Source organism: Pusillimonas sp. MFBS29 (assembly GCF_020687695.1).
GTDB lineage: Bacteria > Pseudomonadota > Gammaproteobacteria > Burkholderiales > Burkholderiaceae_B > Pusillimonas_C.
The window spans coordinates 317062-338196 of sequence record NZ_JAJEWL010000002.1; the positions used below are offsets into that span (position 1 = coordinate 317062).

21 protein-coding genes are annotated in these 21135 nt (G+C 57.5%); 19 read left to right on the forward strand and 2 right to left on the reverse strand.

The genetic code is table 11. The features are described 5' to 3' along the window. The first annotated feature begins 5 nt into the window (after positions 1-5). From rpsB to LKR43_RS04180, 16 genes are all read left to right on the forward strand, one after another. Positions 6-755 (forward strand): 30S ribosomal protein S2, encoded by a 750-nt coding sequence (gene rpsB, locus LKR43_RS04105; protein WP_227682591.1) that lies wholly within the window; start codon positions 6-8, stop codon positions 753-755. Positions 756-868: 113 nt separating this feature from the next. After that, positions 869-1747, forward strand: coding sequence for a translation elongation factor Ts (gene tsf, locus LKR43_RS04110; RefSeq protein ID WP_227682592.1), 879 nt, complete (start codon positions 869-871; stop codon positions 1745-1747). Positions 1748-1840: 93 nt separating this feature from the next. Beyond that, positions 1841-2557 (forward strand): UMP kinase, encoded by a 717-nt coding sequence (gene pyrH, locus LKR43_RS04115; protein WP_227682593.1) that lies wholly within the window; start codon positions 1841-1843, stop codon positions 2555-2557. Positions 2558-2570: 13 nt separating this feature from the next. Next, positions 2571-3131 carry a ribosome recycling factor gene (gene frr, locus LKR43_RS04120; protein WP_227682594.1) on the forward strand — a complete coding sequence of 187 codons (561 nt, stop codon included), beginning with the start codon at positions 2571-2573 and terminating at the stop codon, positions 3129-3131. A gap of 31 nt (positions 3132-3162) precedes the next feature. Beyond that, positions 3163-3915 (forward strand): polyprenyl diphosphate synthase, encoded by a 753-nt coding sequence (gene uppS / locus LKR43_RS04125; RefSeq protein ID WP_227682595.1) that lies wholly within the window; start codon positions 3163-3165, stop codon positions 3913-3915. 21 nt (positions 3916-3936) lie between these two features. Beyond that, positions 3937-4791, forward strand: a complete 855-nt coding sequence (locus LKR43_RS04130; protein WP_227682596.1) for a phosphatidate cytidylyltransferase — start codon at positions 3937-3939, stop codon at positions 4789-4791. Positions 4792-4796: 5 nt separating this feature from the next. Then, a complete protein-coding gene (gene ispC, locus LKR43_RS04135; protein ID WP_227682597.1) occupies positions 4797-5999 on the forward strand; it encodes a 1-deoxy-D-xylulose-5-phosphate reductoisomerase in 1203 nt (400 codons plus the stop codon). Positions 6000-6042: 43 nt separating this feature from the next. Then, complete coding sequence (gene rseP / locus LKR43_RS04140) at positions 6043-7377, forward strand: RIP metalloprotease RseP (RefSeq protein WP_227682598.1); 1335 nt, start codon at positions 6043-6045, stop codon at positions 7375-7377. A 53-nt stretch (positions 7378-7430) separates the two neighbouring features. Beyond that, on the forward strand, positions 7431-9767 hold the full coding sequence (gene bamA / locus LKR43_RS04145; protein WP_227682599.1) for an outer membrane protein assembly factor BamA: 2337 nt from the start codon (positions 7431-7433) through the stop codon (positions 9765-9767). 62 nt (positions 9768-9829) lie between these two features. Further along, positions 9830-10393, forward strand: coding sequence for an OmpH family outer membrane protein (locus LKR43_RS04150; protein ID WP_227682600.1), 564 nt, complete (start codon positions 9830-9832; stop codon positions 10391-10393). Between the two features lie 6 nt (positions 10394-10399). Continuing rightward, positions 10400-11494 (forward strand): UDP-3-O-(3-hydroxymyristoyl)glucosamine N-acyltransferase, encoded by a 1095-nt coding sequence (gene lpxD, locus LKR43_RS04155; RefSeq protein WP_227682601.1) that lies wholly within the window; start codon positions 10400-10402, stop codon positions 11492-11494. A 44-nt stretch (positions 11495-11538) separates the two neighbouring features. After that, complete coding sequence (fabZ, locus tag LKR43_RS04160) at positions 11539-11991, forward strand: 3-hydroxyacyl-ACP dehydratase FabZ (RefSeq protein WP_227682602.1); 453 nt, start codon at positions 11539-11541, stop codon at positions 11989-11991. 2 nt (positions 11992-11993) lie between these two features. Further along, positions 11994-12788: an acyl-ACP--UDP-N-acetylglucosamine O-acyltransferase gene (lpxA, locus tag LKR43_RS04165; RefSeq protein WP_227682603.1), complete on the forward strand. Its 795-nt coding sequence runs from the start codon at positions 11994-11996 to the stop codon at positions 12786-12788. Further along, a complete protein-coding gene (gene lpxB / locus LKR43_RS04170; protein ID WP_227682604.1) occupies positions 12785-14017 on the forward strand; it encodes a lipid-A-disaccharide synthase in 1233 nt (410 codons plus the stop codon). Before lpxA ends, lpxB begins: the two co-directional genes overlap by 4 nt. Positions 14018-14046: 29 nt before the next feature. Continuing rightward, positions 14047-14706, forward strand: coding sequence for a ribonuclease HII (gene rnhB / locus LKR43_RS04175; protein ID WP_227682815.1), 660 nt, complete (start codon positions 14047-14049; stop codon positions 14704-14706). Positions 14707-14724: 18 nt separating this feature from the next. Then, positions 14725-15522: an RNA methyltransferase gene (locus LKR43_RS04180; protein ID WP_227682605.1), complete on the forward strand. Its 798-nt coding sequence runs from the start codon at positions 14725-14727 to the stop codon at positions 15520-15522. Between the two features lie 158 nt (positions 15523-15680). On the opposite strand, the gene LKR43_RS04185 is transcribed toward LKR43_RS04180, so the two are convergent. Next, the gene (locus LKR43_RS04185; RefSeq protein ID WP_227682606.1) at positions 15681-16514 is read right to left on the reverse strand and encodes a pyruvate, water dikinase regulatory protein; all 834 of its coding nucleotides are present in this window, start codon (positions 16512-16514) and stop codon (positions 15681-15683) included. A gap of 173 nt (positions 16515-16687) precedes the next feature. Here LKR43_RS04185 and ppsA point away from each other — a divergent pair, with 173 nt between their 5' ends. Continuing rightward, positions 16688-19057: a phosphoenolpyruvate synthase gene (ppsA, locus tag LKR43_RS04190; RefSeq protein WP_227682607.1), complete on the forward strand. Its 2370-nt coding sequence runs from the start codon at positions 16688-16690 to the stop codon at positions 19055-19057. 83 nt (positions 19058-19140) lie between these two features. Here the strand turns inward: ppsA and LKR43_RS04195 are convergent, their stop codons facing one another. Then, the gene (locus LKR43_RS04195; protein ID WP_227682608.1) at positions 19141-19743 is read right to left on the reverse strand and encodes a TetR/AcrR family transcriptional regulator; all 603 of its coding nucleotides are present in this window, start codon (positions 19741-19743) and stop codon (positions 19141-19143) included. Positions 19744-19918: 175 nt separating this feature from the next. On the opposite strand from LKR43_RS04195, the gene LKR43_RS04200 reads away from it, so the two are divergent. Both LKR43_RS04200 and LKR43_RS16225 read left to right on the forward strand, forming a co-directional pair. Beyond that, positions 19919-20761 carry an efflux RND transporter periplasmic adaptor subunit gene (locus LKR43_RS04200; protein ID WP_305080614.1) on the forward strand — a complete coding sequence of 281 codons (843 nt, stop codon included), beginning with the start codon at positions 19919-19921 and terminating at the stop codon, positions 20759-20761. Between the two features lie 6 nt (positions 20762-20767). After that, positions 20768-21127 (forward strand): HlyD family secretion protein, encoded by a 360-nt coding sequence (locus tag LKR43_RS16225; protein ID WP_305080615.1) that lies wholly within the window; start codon positions 20768-20770, stop codon positions 21125-21127. Positions 21128-21135: the final 8 nt, after the last annotated feature.

The following is a 21135-nucleotide window of genomic DNA, read 5'->3' on the forward strand; positions in this document are numbered from 1 at the left end:
TTCAAATGTCTTTAATGCGTGAAATGCTGGAAGCCGGTGTGCACTTTGGCCACCAAACCCGTTACTGGAACCCCAAGATGGCACCGTACATCTTCGGTCACCGTAACAAGATCCACATCGTCAACCTCGAACAGACCGTCGTCAAGTATCAGGAAGCAGCCAAATTCGTGCGCCAGCTGGCAGCACGTGGCGGCAACATCCTGTTCGTTGGCACCAAGCGCGCTGCACGCGAGCTGGTGGCCGCCGAAGCCGCACGTTGCGGCATGCCTTATGTCGACAGCCGCTGGCTGGGTGGCATGATGACCAACTTCAAGACCGTCAAGACTTCGGTCAAGCGTCTGAAAGAAATGGAAGCGCAAGTTGCTGAAGGCGCAACCGAGCGCATGAGCAAGAAAGAAGCGCTGATGTTCGAACGTGAGCTCGAAAAGCTGAACAAGGGCATTGGTGGCATCAAAGACATGAACACGCTGCCTGATGCTTTGTTTGTCATCGACGTTGGCTATCATAAAATTGCCGTTGCCGAGGCACGCACGCTGGGCATTCCCGTTGTGGCCGTTGTTGATACCAACCACTCGCCCGACGGCGTTGACTACGTCATCCCTGGTAACGATGACTCCGCCAAGGCTATTGCCTTGTATGCGCGTGGCATGGCTGACGCTGTACTGGAAGGCCGCGAGCAGAACCTGAACGGTCTGGTCGAAGAGCTGGCCGAAGGCGACGAAGAGTTTGTCGAGATCGAAGAAGAGCGCGAATAAGCGTTAATGCCCGGCCAGCGCCGGGCCGTGGCTGCTCTTGCGGGCAGCCCCAACGCCTGTTTTGCATCTGCCCCGGTTCAGCCGGGGCGTGTTTTAGTCAACTGGAGAAAATAGTGGCTCAAATTACCGCATCCATGGTTAAAGAACTGCGCGAGAAAACCGACGCTCCCATGATGGAGTGCAAAAAGGCACTGACCGAAGCCGACGGCGATCTGGCGCGTGCTGAAGAGATTCTCCGCGTAAAGCTGGGCAACAAGGCCAGCAAAGCTGCTACACGTATTACCGCTGAAGGCCTCATCGGCCTGCATATTGCCGCAGACGGCAAACGCGGAACCGTCGTCGAAGTCAATTGTGAAACTGACTTTGTTGCCAAGAACGACGACTTCATCGGCTTCATCAACGAAGTGGCCGAGCTCATTACCGAAAAGAATCCCGCCGACGTCGCTGCCCTGGGTGAACTGCCCATGCGTGATGGTACCGTCGAAAGCGTTCGCGCCGCACTGGTCGGCAAAATTGGCGAAAACATGAGCGTGCGTCGCTTTGAACGTTACGAAACAGCCAACCAACTGGCCAGCTACGTACACGGTGGCCGGATCGGTGTACTGGTCGATATCAACGGTACCGAAGAAGTGGGCAAAGACGTGGCCATGCACATTGCTGCGACCAAGCCCAAGGCTCTGGACGCCAGCGGTGTCGCCCCCGAAGTCATTGCAGCCGAACGCTCCGTCGCCGAGCAGAAAGCCGCAGAATCGGGCAAGCCCGCCGAGATCGTGACCAAGATGGTCGAAGGCTCGATCCAGAAGTTCCTGAAAGAAGTTACCTTGCTGTCCCAGCCGTTCGTCAAGAACGACAAACAAACCGTTGAGCAGATGCTCAAGGAAAAAGGCGCCAGTATTTCCCGCTACGCCTTGTATGTCGTGGGTGAAGGCATAGAGAAAAAGTCGGAAGACTTCGCAGCAGAAGTCGCCGCAGCCGCTGCCGGTAACGCTTAGTAGCGCATTCGGCTAAAAAATCGGGCTTTCGGCATCACGAAAGCCCGACTCTGGCTTAAACTCTCGTTGGTTTGTTTACCTGGGATACTACCTATGACCACCCGATCGTATAAGCGTGTTCTTCTCAAACTTTCCGGCGAGGCGCTGATGGGGGAAGACGCGTTTGGGATCAATCGCGCCACCATCTTGCGCATGACTGAAGAAATAGCCGAAGTCGCCGCAATGGGCGTCGAGCTGGCGATAGTCATCGGTGGCGGCAATATTTTCCGTGGTGTTGCGCCTGGCGCACAAGGCATGGACCGCGCAACGGCCGACTACATGGGTATGATGGCGACCGTCATGAATGCCCTGGCCCTGCAAGATGCACTCAAGAACCGCGGTATCGATGCCCGCGTGCAGTCTGCACTGAATATCGACCAGGTCGTCGAGCGCTATATACGGCCGAAGGCATTGCGATACCTGGAAGAAGGCAAGGTTGTTATCTTTGCCGCCGGCACCGGCAACCCTTTCTTTACCACCGATACGGCGGCCGCATTGCGCGGCGCGGAAATCGGTGCTGAAATCGTACTCAAGGCAACCAAGGTCGACGGCATATACAGCGCCGACCCCAACAAGGATCCGGAAGCCACTCGCTATGCGCGCATCAGCTTCGACGAAGCCATTGTGCGCCGGCTGGAAGTGATGGACGCCACGGCGTTTGCGCTTTGCCGTGATCAGAAGTTGCCCATCAAGGTATTTTCCATCAATAAGTCCGGCGCCCTGAAACGGGCAGTTTCGGGCGGAGATGAAGGCACACTGGTGCACGTTTGACAAAGGAATAATAATGAGTCTTGCAGAAATCAAACAGTCGGCAGAGTCCCGTATGGGCAAGTCCATAGAGAACCTCAAGGTCAGTCTGTCCAAGATTCGTACCGGTCGGGCCCACGCCGGCATACTCGATCATGTTCAAGTCGAATACTACGGTTCCCCCGTGCCGGTCAGCCAGGTTGCCAACATCAACCTGGTCGATGCCCGCACCATCAGTGTGCAGGTTTGGGAAAAGAATATGGCTGCTCCGGTGGAAAAGGCCATACGCGACTCCGACCTGGGCCTGAACCCGATTTCCATGGGTGACAGCATACGTGTGCCGATGCCTGCTCTTACCGAAGAGCGTCGGCGCGATCTGACCAAGGTCGTACGCAACGAAGGCGAAGATGCAAAGGTTGCCGTGCGCAATCTGCGACGCGATGCCAACGACAGCTTGAAAAAGCTGGTCAAGGACAAGGAAATCTCTGAAGACGACGAGCGTCGCATGCAGGATGAAGTGCAAAAGCTCACCGATAAGCACGTGGCTGAAGTCGATAAGCTCGTCGCCCAGAAAGAAGCCGAGATCATGACGGTTTAACCGTCGTGTCCAGGCATCGGATATTCCCTACATGGTAAGAAGCTCAACGCTGTCTATCCCCGAGAGCAATGACATACCGCAGCACCTGGCCATTATCATGGACGGCAACGGGCGTTGGGCGACCAAACGTTTTCTTCCTCGTACAGCCGGCCATTTCCGTGGCGTGCAGGCTGTACGTCGTGTCGTCGAAGCCTGCGGAGAGCGGGGCGTCAAGTATCTGACGCTATTTGCTTTCAGCTCCGAAAACTGGCGCCGCCCCAAAGAAGAAGTCTCGGTACTGATGCGGCTGTTCATGCAGACGCTCGACAAAGAAATCAGCAAGCTGGAAAACCAGGGTGTGCGCCTGCATATCGTGGGTGATCTATCTGCTTTCGAGCCCAAGCTGCAGGAAATGATAAAGGAAGCGCAGGCGCGTACGGCGGGCAACGATGCCTTGCATCTGACCATCGCGGCCAATTATGGCGGACGCTGGGATATCCTGCAGGCCTTGCGCAAGCTGATGATCGCCAAACCCGAACTTGCCGCTCAATCTGACGCCATTGCTGAAAGCGAGCTTGCTCCATATTTGTCGATGGCCTACGCGCCTGAGCCTGATCTGTTCATACGAACAGGCGGTGAACAGCGTATTTCCAACTTCCTGATTTGGCAACTGGCCTATACTGAGCTGTATTTTTCTGACGATTTCTGGCCTGATTTTGGCGCCAAGGAATTGGATGCCGCCTTCGAGTGGTATCGCACGCGGGAAAGACGTTTCGGGCGCACCAGTGCCCAGCTCGCCAAGTAAGCCAGGGGGAGGTTCCCTTATATGTTAAAGCAGCGTGTCGTCACAGCGGTGATTCTGCTGGCAGTGTTGCTGGCTTCCTTGATGGCATCCAGCCCGTGGCCGCTGGTGCTGCTTTTTGTTCTGACAGCCGTTTGTGCACTGTGGGAATGGTTGCGCCTGACGTGGCCCGGCGCAGGGCATGTCGTGCCTCCCGTTGCCGCTGCATTGTGTGGCATTGTGCTCCTGGGGTTGGCCTGGCAATGGCTTAATAAAGCATCCCCGACACCATCCATCCCGGCGCATTCCATATTTGGTGGATATTTGCTCCCCCTTGTTTCAGTCCTGTGGGTGGGGCTGGCAACGGCTCTGGTCGTCCAGGGCCAGGCCACGCGGCGCTCGGGCGGCGTTTGGCTTAGTCTGTTCGGCCTTCTGGCTGTCGTGGCCGTGTGGTTTGCACTGGTCCAGATGTATTTGCACCGAGGCGCCTGGTTTCTGGTGTCCCTGATGGCACTTATCTGGTTTGCGGATATTGCCGCCTACTTTACCGGTAAGGCGTTTGGGCGCCACAAGCTTGCACCGCGGGTCAGTCCGGGAAAAACCTGGGAAGGTGCGGCGGGTGGTGTGCTGGCTGCAACGGCCTGGGTCTTGCTCAGCGCCTGGTGGCCAGGTAGTTTTGGCGATGCAATGCTGCAGCGCTGGCCCTGGTGGATGGTTGCCTTGATTGCCGTCTTTCTTGCTGCTCTGTCGATTATCGGCGACCTGTTCGAGTCGTTGCTCAAGCGCAGGGCGGGTGTCAAGGACTCCAGCCAGCTGCTGCCCGGTCACGGCGGCGTATACGATCGCATCGACGCCTTGCTGCCCGTAGCCCCCATTGCACTGCTGATTACCGGAGTCTGATATTCATGAAGTTTCAACAACTATGCGTGCTGGGCTCTACGGGATCCATAGGCGAAAGTACGCTGGACGTTGCCTTGCGCCATCCCGAGACCATGGCTGTTTATGCCTTGAGCGCATACAGTCGCATGGAAAAACTCGCCGAGCAAGCCCGGATTGCGCGGGCCAAGATTGTGATCGTTCCGACCGAACAGGCGCGTGACCGTTTTCGCCAGGCCTGGGCCGGCGATGGTGCTGGTCCCGAAATCCGTATCGGCGCGCAAGCGCTGGTGGATACCGTTCTCGATTCCGAGGTAACTACGGTGATGGCCGCTATTGTGGGCGCGGCAGGCCTGCCTTCGGCGCTGGCAGCGGCTAAAGCCGGAAAGCGCATACTTCTGGCCAACAAAGAGGCGCTGGTTGCCGCCGGCGGGCTCTTTATGCGCACCGCCCGGGAAAACGGCGCTGAGCTTTTGCCCATAGACAGCGAACACAACGCCATTTTTCAGTGTATGCCCCAGGTAACACGCGCCACGATACCGACCGAACCGGCTGCCGGCGTACGACGCTTGTTGCTGACCGGATCTGGTGGTCCTTTTCGTCAGACCGCGATCGATCAGCTGGCCGGTGTTACACCTGACCAGGCTTGCGCGCATCCGAACTGGAGCATGGGGCGCAAGATATCCGTGGATTCGGCCACTATGCTCAACAAGGGCCTGGAAGTCATCGAGGCCCATTGGCTGTTCGCGATGCCCGTTGACCGCATAAAGGTGGTGATTCACCCGCAGAGCATGGTCCATTCCATGGTGGAGTACGAAGATGGCTCCATACTCGCTCAATTAGGTCAGCCTGATATGCGCACGCCTATCGCCTATGGCCTGGGTTTTCCCGAGCGCATAGACAGCGGAGTCGGCCTGTTGCAACTGGCCATGCTGGGACGGCTGGATTTCGAAGAGCCGGATTTCGAGCGCTTTCCCTGTCTGCGTCTGTCCTTTGACGCGCTCAAGACAGGGCAGGCCGCTTGTGTGGCGCTCAATGCAGCCAATGAGATCGCAGTTGACTGCTTTCTGAAACAGCAAATTCGCTATACTGAAATCGCGCCGGTTATAGAATCCTGTCTGGAACGCATAACGGGTCGTTCCGATACCAGCCTCGATTCCCTCGACGACGTTCTGGCGCTTGACGCCCATACGCGTGGCATTGCCACCGAGCTTTGCCAGCTTAAGGCCTGACTACCCCTTTAACAGGTGCCAGACCGGATTCTTCAGGAACTTCATGTTATTTACCTTGCTTGCCTTTGCCATTGCGCTGGGCGTATTGATTACGTTTCACGAGCTGGGCCACTATTGGGTGGCACGGCTGTGCGGCGTTCGCATCCTGCGATTCTCGGTAGGGTTCGGCAAGGTGGTGTTGCGTCGCACGGATCGCCACGGCACGGAGTGGGCCTTGTCGGCCATTCCACTGGGCGGATACGTCAAGATGCTGGACGATGCCCAGCCCGGTGACCCTCCTTCCGTAGCTGCCCAGGCGTTCAACCGGAAGAGCCTGAAACAGCGCAGTGCAATCGTCCTGGCAGGTCCCGTTGCCAATCTGGTGCTGGCCGCACTGCTTTATGCCGGCCTGAATCTTGCCGGCACCAGCGAACCCGCGGCGATCCTGGCCGAGCCGCCGGCGAATAGCTTGGCCGCACAGGCCGGCATTATGGCCAATGACCGCGTGATCGCCGTTAATCAGCAGGCGGTGCAATCGTGGGGCGAGGCGCGCTGGCAGCTAATGGACGCCCTGAGCAGCGGTGGAAAGGCCGAGTTACGGGTGGAAACGGCAGAAGGCTTGCAGCGCGAGCGTATCCTGCATTTTCCGCCCGCTGCCATCGAGCCCGATGGCGCCGACCTGATGGCCGAGGCCGGCTTGTCGCTGGCCACACCCAAGCCCAGAGTCACAGGCGTTAATGCGGGCGAGCCCGGTGAGCAGGCCGGTTTACAAGCTGGTGACGTCATCGTCAAGGTGGGTGAGCTTGATCAGCCCAGCGCCGGTGCCATGGTCGAAGAAGTCAAGAAGCACCCCGGGCAGGTCTTGCCAGTTACGGTGCTGCGCGATGGTGCAGCCCTGACCCTTAGTGTTCTGCCCCTGGCGCAAACGGGGCCCGACGGTCAGGTAACCGGTCGCATAGGCGTCATGCTGGGTGCAGACTTTCCGATGGTGACGGTGCGCTACGGTTTGTTCGAGAGTCTTGCGCGGGGCGTATCGCGTACTTTCGAGACTGTGTGGTTTTCCCTTAAGATGATGGGGCGCATGATTGTCGGCGACGTGTCGCTGCGCAACGTGAGCGGCCCGGTAACCATTGCCGACTATGCCGGACAGACAGCGCGAATAGGTTTTGCTGCCTACATAGGGTTTCTTGCACTTATTAGTGTTAGCATCGGCGTGTTAAATTTATTACCCATCCCCATGCTGGATGGCGGGCACTTGATGTATTACATTCTTGAAGGTGTACGGGGTCGACCCATTCCCGACAAGTGGCTTGAAAACGGTCAGCGCATTGGCTTGGGCTTGTTGGCAGCCCTGATGAGTCTGGCGTTTTTCAACGATTTTTCCCGCCTTTTCAGCTAGCGGCTTTCTGTCTTACAATCTTCCACCATTTAATCGTCCAAGGATGCACCAGGATGTCGTTTAGCCGGAAATTATCCTTTTCCAAGCGCGCACTGCCTGCTTTACTGGCTGCTTTGCTCATTCCCAGTTTCGCCAGTGCGTTTACGCCCTTTGTCGTGCGTGACATTCAGGTTAATGGCATACAACGCGTCGATGCAGGCACGGTCTTCAGCTACCTGCCAGTACGGGTCGGTGAAGAATTCACCGAAGTGCAGGCGTCCGAGGCCATCCAGCGTCTGTACTCCACCGGCTTTTTCAGTGACGTAAAAATCGACACGGCCAACGATGTCCTGGTGGTAACGGTCGAAGAGCGCCCGACCATTGCATCGGTTTCATTCAATGGCATGCGCGAGTTCGACGCGCCGGGCATTACCAAGTCGCTGGCACAGGTCGGTTTCGGCCAGGGTCGCGTGTTTGATCGCTCCATGCTTGAGCGCGCCGAATTTGAGCTTAAGCAGCAGTATCTTTCCAAAGGCAAGTACGGGGTTGAAATCAATCCCATCATTACGCCCTTGCCGCGCAATCGTGTCGGGGTGAGTTTCGATATTTTCGAAGGCGACCTGGCCAAGATCAGCGAAATCCAGATTGTCGGCAACGAGGCATTTTCCGAAGACGACCTGCTCGACGAAATGGAGCTCACGACGTCGGGCATGATGACCTGGTATACCGGCACCGACAAATACTCCCGTGAAAAACTCGAAGGCGATGTCGAGCGCATACGTTCCTTCTATCTTGATCGCGGTTATCTGGAATATTCGGCCGAACCGCCGCAGGTAACTATTTCGCCTGATCGCGAAAGCATCTTCGTGAACCTGACGCTGCACGAGGGCCAGCCCTATGTCGTGCGCAGCGTGAAACTGGCAGGCGACCTGATCGGCCTGGAAGAGCAGATTCAGCCGCTTATCCAGGTCAAGGAAGGCCAGGTTTTCTCGGCCTCTGACACCAACGCCACCGTCAAGGCCGTTACCGATTACCTGGGCAGCCTGGGCTATGCGTTTGCCAACGTCAACCCTAATCCGGCACTCGATCGCGAAGCCCATGAAACCGACCTGACCTTCTATGTGGATCCAGGCCGCCGTGTTTATGTGCGCCGCATCCAGATCGGCGGCAATACCCGTACCCGCGACGAAGTCATACGGCGTGAAATGCGTCAGCAGGAAGCTGCCTGGTACGATTCGAACAGCATCAAGGCTTCGCGTGAACGTATCGATCGTCTGGGTTACTTCAACGATATCAACGTGCACACTACGCCGGTGGCGGGTTCTCCCGACCAGATCGACGTTAACGTTGATGTCGTGGAAAAGCCCACGGGCCTGATCAACCTGGGTGTGGGCTATGGTTCAACCGACAAGGTGATTCTGTCGGCCGGTGTCAGCCAGGACAACATTTTCGGCAGTGGCAATACCTTGTCATTGCAAATGAATACCAGCCAGACCAACCGGGCGGCGATCATTTCGCACACCAATCCGTACTGGACCCAAGACGGCATCAGCAAGACCACCTCGCTGTACTACCGTCGTACCACGCCTTATGAAAACAGCGATGCCACCGGTGATTATCGCGTTACCGCGTTCGGGGCAGGGCTGAATTTCGGGGTGCCCATTTCAGAATACGATCGTGTTTTTGCCGGCGTGAGCTTCGAGCGCAACGAGATCAGCCATTTCCGCGACAGTGCACCACAAGCTTATCGTGACTACGTCGACGAGTACGGCGAGAAGGCCAACTCCTTCATATTCAACCTGGGCTGGTCCAAAGATACGCGCGATAGCGCAATCGCTCCAACGCGTGGCAGCTATACAAGGCTGTCTGCCGACGTTTCCACCATGGATCTTCGGTACTACATGCTCAGTGCCCAGCAGCAATATTATCTGCCGCTGGGTCGCTCCTATACGCTGGCATTCAATGGTCTGGCCGACTGGGGCAAAAGCTACAGCGACAAGTCCTTTCCTGTCATCAAGAACATATACGGTGGCGGCATAGGTTCCGTACGCGGTTACGAAGGTGCGTCACTGGGCCCGCGCGATACACTAACGAACGACTACCTGGGCGGTTCCCGTCGTCTGGCGGCAAATATCCAGCTTTATCTGCCATTTCCCGGTGCAACGCGTGATCGTACCTTGCGCTGGTTCCTGTTCACCGATGCAGGTCAGGTTGCCAGTACCGATGGCGGTTGCGCCCAAGGGGTCAACAATCAGGTGGAAGATCCTTGCGGCTGGAAATACTCTGCAGGTATAGGTCTGTCGTGGCAGTCACCTCTGGGGCCGCTGCAGCTGTCTTTTGCCCGTGCGCTGAACGCGAAACCAGGCGACGACAAGCAGGCGTTCCAGTTCCAGATCGGCACAGGTTTTTGATGTACTCTATTTAGTGGCACAATAACTCTTTTATCTCTGCTAATTCGCAAGGTAGATTTTTCATGAAGTCTCAATTCGCATTAAAACTTACCACCTTAAGCCGCAACATCGGCCGGGCCAATCGTGCACTGACACTTGCAGCCGTGCTGGGTGTTGGCGCGGCCATCGTGGCGGTACCGGCGCCAGCCCAGGCGCAGGCAACCAAGATTGGCTTTGTGAGCACCGAGCGCATCCTGCGCGACTCCAAGCCAGCCAAGGCAGCGCAGGCCAAGATCGAAGCCGAATTCAAAAAGCGCGATACCGAACTGCAGAACATGGCCAACCGTTTGCGCAGCGAAGCACAAAAATTCGACAAAGATGCACCAGTGTTGTCTGAATCCGAGCGTATCAAGCGCCAGCGTGCGCTTGCCGATCTCGATTCCGACCTTCAACGCAAGCGTCGCGAGTTCCAGGAAGACTTCAACCGTCGCCGCAACGAAGAGTTCTCCGGAATCGTCGAAAAGGCCGATGCAGCCATCAAGCAAATTGCCGAACAGCAGAACTACGACCTGATTATCCAGGATGCGGTTACTGTCAGCCCACGCGTCGACATCACCGACCAGGTCATGAAAGCACTCGGCGGCTAATACAAGATGCCGGTATTGTTAGCGCCTGAGCAGGCGCCCACCCTGCAAGCACTGCTGGCCCAGGCCAATGTCGCAGGTCTGGATTGCATACCGGTCGAAACCAAGGACGCAGCCCAGACCCGTATCCGGGGCCTGGGCTCCTTGCTTTCTGCCGGTCCTGAAGAAATCAGTTTTCTGTCCAACCCGCGGATGCTGGGGCAATTGCAGCAATCCCGTGCGGCGGCGGTTATCCTGACCCAGGCCGCATACGACACCCTGGATTCAGGCAGTTATACATTTCAGCCGGTTCTGTGCAGCGAGCCTTATCTGATGTATGCCTTGCTGGCACAGTGGTTCGACAGACATCGCATCAAGAATCTGCCGGCGGGTATCCACCCGAGCGCCATCATTGCGCCAACTGCACAAATTGCAGCCGGTGTTGCTGTGGGCCCGCATTGCGTGATCGAAGATGGTGTACGCATAGGGCAGGGCACACGTCTTGGGCCTGGTTGCATCATTGGAGCAAACTCGGTAATCGGAGCCGATTGCCTGTTGCATGGCCGGGTAACGCTGTACCACAACGTTACCATCGGCGATCGCGCCATTTTGCATTCGGGCTGCGTATTGGGCGCTGATGGCTTCGGCTTTGCGCCCGACCCCCGGCAGGAAAGCGGCGCCTGGGCCAAGATAGCGCAGATTGGTGGTGTTGTGCTGGGCAATGATGTTGAAATCGGGGCCAACACAACGGTTGATCGCGGTGCAATCGAAAACACCCTTATAGGTGACGGCGTCAAGCTCGATAACCAGATCATGATCGGCCACAACTGCCTGATTGGCGACCACACCGCCATGGCGGCTTGTGTGGGCGTTGCCGGGTCAACGGTCATCGGCAAGCGCTGCACGATAGGCGGAGCGGCAATGCTGTCCGGGCACCTGACCCTGGGCGACGACGTGAACGTCTCGGGCGGCACGGCGATTACCTCGAGCATCAGTGAACCCGGACGTTACACTGGCGTCTACCCCTATGCCGAGCACGTTCAGTGGCAACGCAATGCCGCTGTTCTGCCCCAGCTGAGTACGTTGCGCCGACGCATCAGAGCACTGGAAAAACAACAATCTTAAACAAACTTTCGTATCGTACGAATTTATTTGCAGGATATAAGAAGATGGAACTGGACATCAATCAGATCATGGCCAGGCTGCCGCATCGATACCCGATGCTGCTGGTTGATCGTGTGCTGGAAATGGTACCGGGAAAAAGCATAGTGGCCATCAAGAATGTCTCGATGAACGAGCCGTTCTTCACCGGTCACTTTCCTCATCATCCGGTTATGCCCGGCGTACTCATCATCGAGGCGCTGGCACAAGCTGCCGCATTGTTTTCCTTCGAGGATGACGCCGGCGTCAGTCCGGCAGACAAAAAGATCGCGTACTATCTCGTTGGCGTCGACGGTGCACGTTTTCGCAAGCCTGTTGTGCCGGGCGACCAGTTGCGTCTGGAAGTCACCGCCGACCGCATCAGCCGTTCCATCTGCAAGTACTCGGCCTGCGCCACGGTCGACGGGCAGGTCGTTGCAGAAGCAAAGATCATGTGCGCAATACGTGTGCTGGAAGACTAGTCATGTCCAGCCTGATACACCCCACTGCGATTATTGCTCCGGGCGCCCGCATTGCAGATGACGTGCAGGTCGGTCCCTACAGCATCATCGGAGAAAATGTCGTCATCGGTTCGGGTACGGTGGTGGGGCCGCATTGCGTGATCGATGGCCACACGACTATAGGCGCCAATAATAATTTTTACCGGTTTTGCTCTATAGGCGGTATGCCGCAAGACAAAAAGTATGCGGGCGAACCCACGCGCCTCGAGATCGGCGACGGCAATACCGTACGGGAATACGTCACTATCAATACCGGGACTGCACAGGATGTAGGCGTTACCCGCCTCGGAGACGATAACTGGATCATGGCGTATGTGCATATAGCGCACGATTGCCAGATTGGGCACCACACCGTAATCGCAAACGGCGTGCAACTTGCCGGCCACATTCATATTGGCGACTGGGCGATTCTGGGTGGGCTGACCGCCATACATCAGTTCGTGCGCGTCGGTGCCCATGCCATGGTTGGGGGCACCAGTTCCATCCGTCAGGACATCCCGCCTTATCTGATTGGTGCAGGCGATCCGTTCAGGCCGGTTGGCATCAACTCCGAGGGCCTGAGCCGACGCGGGTTCACTCCTGAAGCCATTTCGGCACTGAAAGAGTCCTACAAGCTGCTGTACCGACGCAATCTTAACGTCGAGCAGGCTATTGAGCAGATGCGTCAGCTTCAGCAAGCGCAACCCCAGGCAAGCGATGCCATCCAGCTCATGGTGGATTTTCTCGCGAGCTCGACCCGGGGCATAGTGCGCTCATGAACATGCGTGTCGGTATGGTCGCCGGCGAACCCTCCGGTGATCTGCTGGCCGCGCGCATTATCCGCGGGATCAGCCGTCACGACACCGGCAGCCAATGCCAGGGCATAGGCGGCCCGGCCATGGTTCAGCAAGGTTTCGACGTCTGGGCGCCCATGGATGCCTTGACCGTTTTCGGTTATGTAGATGCGCTCAAACGCATGCCCAGTCTGCTGAACACGTATTTCAAGGTGAAAAAGCGCTGGCTGGACAACAAACCGGATGTGTTTGTCGGCATTGATGCACCTGACTTCAATTTGCGCCTGGAGCATCAGTTGCGGCAGGCCGGCATACCTACGGTGCACTTTGTGGGCCCGTCAATCTGGGCCTGGCGCTATGAGCGCATACACAAGATACGCCAGGCTGTGTCGCACATGCTGGTGCTGTTTCCTTTCGAGGAAGAAATATACAAAAAGGAAGGCGTGCCTGTAACCTATGTCGGGCATCCTTTGGCCGAGGTCATCCCCATGAAGCCCGATAAGCCGGCTGCGCGCCGTTATCTGGGCGTAGACCCCGGCGCCCGCGTTCTGGCGCTTATGCCGGGCAGCCGCGCTTCGGAAATCCGTCTGCTGGGGCCACGCTTTTTGCAAGCTGCACAAATCCTGCTCAGGCAAGATCCTGCGCTGCAGATACTCGTACCCATGGTCAATTCCGAACGCCGAAAAGAGTTCGAGGCCCTGCTGCGGGAATATCCGGTTGCCAACTGCCATATTGTTGCGCAGTCTGGCGACGATAAGGCGCGGGCCGCAACTCCAGAGCTGGCACAGCCAGGCAATGCGTCCACCACAGACTTTGCAGGGCGTCCCGCTGCCTGGAACGTCATGGAGGCCGCAGATGCGGTCCTGGTGGCCAGCGGTACAGCAACGCTCGAGGCAGCATTGTTCAAGCGGCCCATGGTGATTTCCTATGTGCTTTCACCCATGATGAAACGTATGATGGAATGGAAGTCAGGGCAGGCGCGTCCTTATGTGCCATGGGTAGGCTTGCCCAATGTGCTGGCCCGTGATTTTGTCGTGCCCGAGCTGCTGCAAGACGATGCAACGCCCCAGGCGCTGGCCGAAGCCAGCTGGAAGGCGCTGACCGATGCTCCGTACGCCCGGCAGGTTTCCGGGCGCTTTGAACAAATCCACGAATCGTTGTGGCGCAATACGCCGGAGCTGGCTGCTCGCGCCATTGTCCAACAGGTTCGCTAAGGCAACAGATGGCAAACAACAACGGTCAAATGTACCCACAAGCTGGCAGCCAGTTTGATCTGTTTGGTGCCGGTCCCGCTGTCCTGAATGTGGCGGGTATCGATGAAGCCGGGCGTGGTCCTCTGGCCGGGCCGGTGTTTGCGGCTGCCGTCATTCTCGATCCGGATCGTCCCATCACAGGGCTGGCGGACTCCAAGAAGCTGAGTGCAGCGCGTCGTGAAGGGCTGGCCCTGATCGTGCAGGAGCGGGCATTGGCCTGGTGTATCGCCAGTGCAAGCGTCGAGGAAATTGATGCGCTGAATATTCTGCAGGCAACCATGCTGGCCATGCGCCGCGCATGTGAAGGGCTGTCCTTGCTTCCTGGTCAGGTGCTGATTGACGGCAACCGGGTTCCCCAGGGTTTATCGTGCGCAGCACAGGCTATAGTGGGCGGCGATGACAGCGTGGCAGAGATCTCGGCAGCATCCATACTGGCCAAAACCGCCCGGGATGCCGATTGTCTGCTGCTGCACCAGACCTATCCGGATTACGGGTTCGACCAGCATAAAGGCTACGGAACCGCATTGCATCTGAGCCGCCTGCAGGCACACGGACCGTGTCCGGCACACCGGCGCAGCTTTGCACCGGTCAGGAAGCTGCTGCAGGATTCGGAAAGCCCCGGCGCGACAGTCAGTGTTGCCGTTCAATAAATCAGGAGATACGTTTCCATGAAGCATATTTCCTCGCGCGATAACGCTGTTTACAAGCAGTTGTCGCGTCTGGCTGCAGGCAAAAGGGAAAAGGGTGCAGACGGCCACGTCGTGCAACGCGTGGTACTTGAGGGCGTGCATCTTTGTCAGGCCTGGCTGCAGCACGTGGGTGTCCCGGAACTGGCTTTGTTTGACCTGCAAAAGCTTGAAACGCAGTCTGAGTTGCAAGCGCTTGCCAATGTTTTGCCCGCTGGTGCCTGCCTTAGCTGCGAACCCCGTCTGGCGGCAGGCTTGTCGCAGGTGGGCCACGGGCAGGGCGTCTATTTTCTGGCTACAACACCAACGCCCACCTTGCCTGATCATATAGACCACAATTGCCTGTGGCTGGATCATCTGCAGGATCCGGGTAACGTAGGCACGTTGCTGCGCACGGCCGCTGCGGCAGGCATACAGCATGCCTATCTGTCTGCAGGCTGTGCCTCGGCCTGGTCGCCCAAGGTGCTGCGCAGCGCGCAGGGCGCGCATTTCGTGATGACGATACACGAGCATATGGATCTGGCAGCGCTGCGCAAGCGCCTGGATGTGCCACTGGTTGCGACGGCACTGCATGACGCGCAGTCTTTATACGATGTTGCATTACCTGCCGAGTGCGCCTGGGTTTTCGGCAATGAGGGGCAGGGGGTGGATCCGGCCTTGCTGGCTCAGGCCGACATACGGGTATTCATTCCGCAGGCAGCCGATGTGGAGTCGCTGAATGTGGCGGTTGCAGCCGGTGTGTGCCTGTTTGAGCAGCGCCGTGTCATATTGCACGCGTGACGGATGGTGTGGGCCGGGCTTTGCTCCTCGTGACTGGTTCGGCGCCTGCGCAGCACCCTGGCTCCCGCAAGAAACCAAGCAGCCTGTGCAAAAAGAAGCCTGGCGATCAAAGAATCAAACCGCACAGCGAATATCAACGCCCATTAGCACCCGAATCGTCAGAACATCCGCCGATTTAGCCCCACTTCATCGAGCACCTTGGTGGAAATTTCTTCAATAGACCGCGTCGTGGTGGACAGCCAGGGAATATTTTCCATGCGCATCAGGCGCTCCGCCTCGGCCACCTCATCCCGGCATTGCTTGATCGAGGAATACTGACTGTTCGGGCGCCGCTCGTTGCGCACTTCTGCCAGGCGCTCGGGTTGTATGGACAGCCCGAACAGCTTCTTGCGATAGGGCGCCAGCGTGGCGGGCAGGGAGCCTCGGTCGAAATCCTCGGGAATCAGAGGAAAATTGGCTGCCTTGACCGCATACTGCATGGCAAGGTAAAGACTCGTAGGCGTCTTACCGCAGCGGGACACCCCCACCAGGATGACATCAGCCTGCTCCAGCCCGTGTATGAACTGCCCATCATCGTGGGCCAGGCTGAAATTGATGGCTTCGATGCGATTGGCGTACTGCTTCGACATGCCGCCCATATGTGAACGGCCCACCGAATGACTGGACTTCACTCCCAGCGCAGTTTCGATATGTTGCACAAAAGTGCTGAACAGATCCAGGAAAGTGCAGTTCGCTTCACGTATGCTTTGGGAGATGGCTGGATTGACCAGCGTGCTGAATACCAGAGGCGGAGCGTTTTGTTCTTCCGCGCAGCGATTGATCCGCACCGCGGCAGCCTCTGCTTTTTCCACGCTGTCGATATATGGAATACGGATCGCCTGGAAAGAGAACTGGTCAAATTGCGACAGCACTGAGTTGCTGAATGTTTCGGCGGTAATACCCGTGCTGTCAGAGACAACAAATACGGTTCTTTCAATCAGGGAATCAGACATGGAATAAAGTCAGCGCACAAGGCGCTATAAACGGTACAATCGCAAAGATTAACAGTCACCGAACCGGCAGGCAAGGCTGGTTTGCTTAGTGCACCGCTTACCAAGGGTTTTCCTTGCGGAAATTCTGGCGCGCTAAGCAAACAAGCTTTCTTTTATATAGTTAAGGTGACTTTATGTCTTATGTAGTGTCTTTCGAGCAGCTCCGCATGACGGATGTCGACTCGGTCGGAGGAAAAAACGCATCACTAGGTGAAATGATCAGTCAGTTGGCCGGCGCCGGGGTAAGGGTCCCAGGCGGGTTCGCGACCACTGCCGACGCATTTCGCGATTTTCTGAAATCCACCAGGCTCGATGAGCGCATTGCAGAGCGTCTTAAAACCCTCAATGCCGACGATGTACGCGAACTGGCCCAGGGCGGTGCCGAAATCCGTCAATGGATCATCGACACTCCGTTTCCTGCCGAACTCGAACAGGCCATTCGCAGTGCTTTTGCCGAACTCGACGCAGACGGCCAGGGTTCGTTTGCCGTGCGCTCTTCGGCAACGGCCGAAGATCTGCCCGACGCTTCCTTTGCAGGCCAGCAGGAAACCTTCCTGAATGTGGTCGGCATCGACGACATTCTGGAAAAAATCCGCCACGTGTTCGCGTCGCTTTACAACGATCGAGCCATTTCGTATCGCGTCCATAAAGGCTATGCCCACACGGAAGTTGCTCTTTCGGCCGGCATACAGCGCATGGTGCGCTCCGACCGCGGCAGCGCCGGCGTGATGTTCACGCTTGACACGGAATCGGGCTTTAACGACGTTGTGTTCATCACCTCGTCTTACGGCCTGGGCGAAACCGTGGTGCAGGGCGCCGTCAACCCCGACGAGTTCTATGTATTCAAGCCTACATTGGCTTCGGGTCACTATCCCATCATCAGCCGCCGTATTGGTTCCAAGCTTATCAAGATGGAATTCGACGAAGCGCGCACATCCGGACATGCCGTGCGCACGGTCGACGTGCCGGTTTCCGAACGCAACCGCTATTCGCTGACCGACGAGGAAGTCATTGAGCTTGCCCGCTACGCAGTCATCATCGAAGAACACTATCAGCGCCCCATGGATATTGAATGGGGCCGTGATGGCATCGACGGCAAGATCTACATTCTGCAGGCTCGTCCGGAAACCGTGAAGTCGCAGCAAGGACGCAGCGATGTGCAGGAACGCTATCGCCTGAAAGCCACCGGCGACGTGCTGGTAACCGGCCGGGCCATCGGCCAGAAGATTGGTTCGGGCCAGGTACGTATCGTGGCCGACGTTTCCGAAATGGACAAGGTCCAGGCCGGCGACATCCTGGTCACCGACATGACCGATCCCAACTGGGAGCCCGTCATGAAGCTGGCTTCGGCTATTGTCACCAACCGTGGCGGCCGCACCTGCCATGCGGCGATTATTGCTCGTGAACTGGGTATTCCGGCTGTCGTTGGCTGCGCCAATGCCACCGATATCCTCGACAATGGTCGCGAAGTGACCGTATCGTGTGCTGAAGGCGACGAAGGCCGCATCTACGAAGGGCTGATCGAAACCGAGATAGAAGAAGTCCGCTGGGGCGAAATGCCAGATATCGGCCTGAAGGTCATGATGAACGTGGGTAACCCGCAGCTGGCCTTCGACTTCTCGCAGATTCCCAACCATGGCGTGGGTCTGGCCCGTCTTGAATTCATCATCAACAACAACATCAACGTGCACCCCAAGGCAGTGCTCGACTACCCCAATGTCGATGCCGAGCTCAAGCAGGCCGTTGAATCGGCTGCCCGTGGCTATGCCAGCCCGCGCGCCTTTTTCGTTGAAAAGCTTGCCGAAGGGATCAGCACACTGGCTGCTGCGTTCTACCCCAAACCCGTCATCGTTCGTTTGTCTGACTTCAAGTCCAACGAATACCGCAAGCTGGTGGGCGGTTCGCGCTACGAACCCGAAGAAGAAAACCCCATGCTGGGCTTCCGTGGCGCATCGCGCTACATTTCCCAGGAGTTCGAAGAATGCTTCAAGATGGAATGCGAAGCACTCAAGAAGGTGCGCGACGAAATGGGCCTGACCAACGTCGAGATCATGGTGCCTTTCGTACGCACCTTGCCTCAGGCAGCCAAGGTCGTCGATCTGCTGGCCAGCCATGGTCTGGCACGGGGTGAAAACGGCCTGCGCCTGATCATGATGTGCGAAGTACCTTCCAACGCCATTCTGGCCGAACAGTTCCTGCAATACTTCGACGGCTTCTCCATCGGTTCGAACGACATGACCCAACTTACCTTGGGCCTGGATCGTGACTCGGGCATGGAGTTGCTGGCGGCCGACTTCGACGAGCGCGATGAAGCGGTGCAGTTCATGCTTCGCCGGGCCATCCAGGCTTGCCTGTCTGCGGGTAAATACGTGGGTATTTGCGGTCAAGGCCCCAGCGACCATCCCGACCTGGCCAACTGGCTGCGCGATGAAGGCATTCTGTCCATGTCGCTGAATCCGGATACCGTGGTCGACACCTGGCAGCGTCTGGCCAAACCGAACTAGTCTGGCAAAACAGAGCTGTAACACGACAAAGCCGGTGTGTGGCCCACACCGGCTTTGTCGTTAATGGCTGGTATCCGCAGGGTTCAGCGCGTGCTGCCGTAGGCATGCAGGAAAATATCTATGATGCAATCTGCCTTTTCCCTGGCCTCCGATGCGCTCATGCGCTGATGGGCACCCAGCAGGTTGCGTATCATTTCAGCCTCGCACAGGCAGCGCAGATGCATGGCCATCCTGTCGGCATCCACATCGCGCAAGCTGCCTTTTTTGATTTCCTCTTGCAGTTTGCTGGAGATTTCCGTCCAGACGTGCTGTGTGCCGCTTTCGTAGAAGCGCCGGCCCACGTCGGTGGTGCCGCCCACTGAAATGGCCACGCGCAGGATCTCTACGGTTTCGGGCGCGTTGACCAGCGTGAGCAACGAGGCCACGAAGCTATGCAATTGCTGGCTGAAATCACCTTCAGTCTGCAGCAATTGCAGGACATTCTCGGCGTGCTGCTCAGCCGAGTGCAGCATGGCCTCGAGCAGCAACTCTTCCTTCGACGAAAAATAGTTGTACAGCGTTGCCTTCGATCCGCCCACCCTTGCTGCGATCTGCGACATGGATGCGGCATCAAACCCCACTTCACGGAAAACTTCCAGGGCAACGCTCATGATTGCATCTTTTCGGGCTTCGCTCTTGGTTCTCATGGTCGCCTCTTTATTTCTGAACTAATCCGTACAGTTTTGCTTGACAGGAGGTTTTTGTCAAGCTTAAACTGACCGTACAGTACGGTTATAAATCTAAAGTTCCGGACCGGATATGTCCGCAAATCTGCATGCGGATCTATCCGGTCCGGTGCCTTTCAACTCTTGAGATGCATCCATGAAGCCCAGTTACCGATTTTCCCTCAGCAAAACCGCCGCGCTATTGGTGATGGCCGCCACACTGGCCGCTTGCGGCCAGCCCGAGCAGGCGCCACCGGCCGCCGCAGCCCCTGAAGTGGGGGTACATACCGTGCAGACCGAACCCCTGACCCTGGTCACGGTGTTGCCTGGCCGCAGCGCGGCGTTTCGCATCGCCGAAGTGCGGCCGCAGGTCAATGGCATAGTCGAGAAGCGATTGTTCGAGGAAGGGGCCGAAGTAGAGAAGGGGCAGCAGCTGTATCAGATCGACGATGCGGTGCATCAGGCCGAATATGATCGTGCCAGGGCCAATCTGGTTACGACCGAACGTCTGGCCAAACGCTATCAGCGCCTGCAGAAAACCAGCGCCATCAGTCAACAGCAGTATGACGACGCCATGGCCGCCTGGAAGCAGGCCCAGGCACAGGCCGAGCTGGCACGTATCAACGTGGTCTACACCAAGGTGCTTGCACCGATTTCGGGTCGGGCCGGGCGCTCCACCGTTAGCGAGGGAGCGCTGGTGACCAATGGACAGGCCACGGAAATGGTGACCGTGCAGCAGATCGATCCCATTTATGTCGATGTGCAGCAGCCGGTGACCGAGGTGCTGCGCCTGCGCAAGGAAATGGCCAACGGCCGGCTTGAGCTGGCGGGTGCCGACCAGGCAAAAGCTTCCTTGCGTCTGGAGGACGGCAGTATCTATCCGCATGCCGGCACATTGCAATTCTCGGAGGTCACGGTCGATCCTGGAACCAGCTCCGTCACTTTGCGGGCGGAGTTCCCCAATCCCGACGGCGATCTGCTGCCCGGTATGTTTGTCTAGGCGCAGTTGAACGAGGGTGTGCGCAACGATGCGCTCCTGGTGCCCCAGCAAGCCGTCATGCGTGACCAGAAAGGTGATCCCTTCGTCTGGGTCGTGGACGCAGACAGCAAGGCGCAGCGGCGTTCCATCGTGACGCTCAGGACGGTGGGCAATCAGTGGCTGGTCGGTGGGGGACTGAGCAGTGGCGAGCAGGTAGTGACCGAGGGTGTGCAACGCGTGCGCCAGGACATGGAAGTGGTTGCCAAACCGGCCGAGAACGTATCGGTTGTGATGGACTTTTCCGATGTGGACGAGTCTGCTTCGGCTGCCCAAACCGAAGCAAAAGACCAGGCCGCAGTGTCCGGCAAGCCTGACACAAACGCTTAAGAGGACGC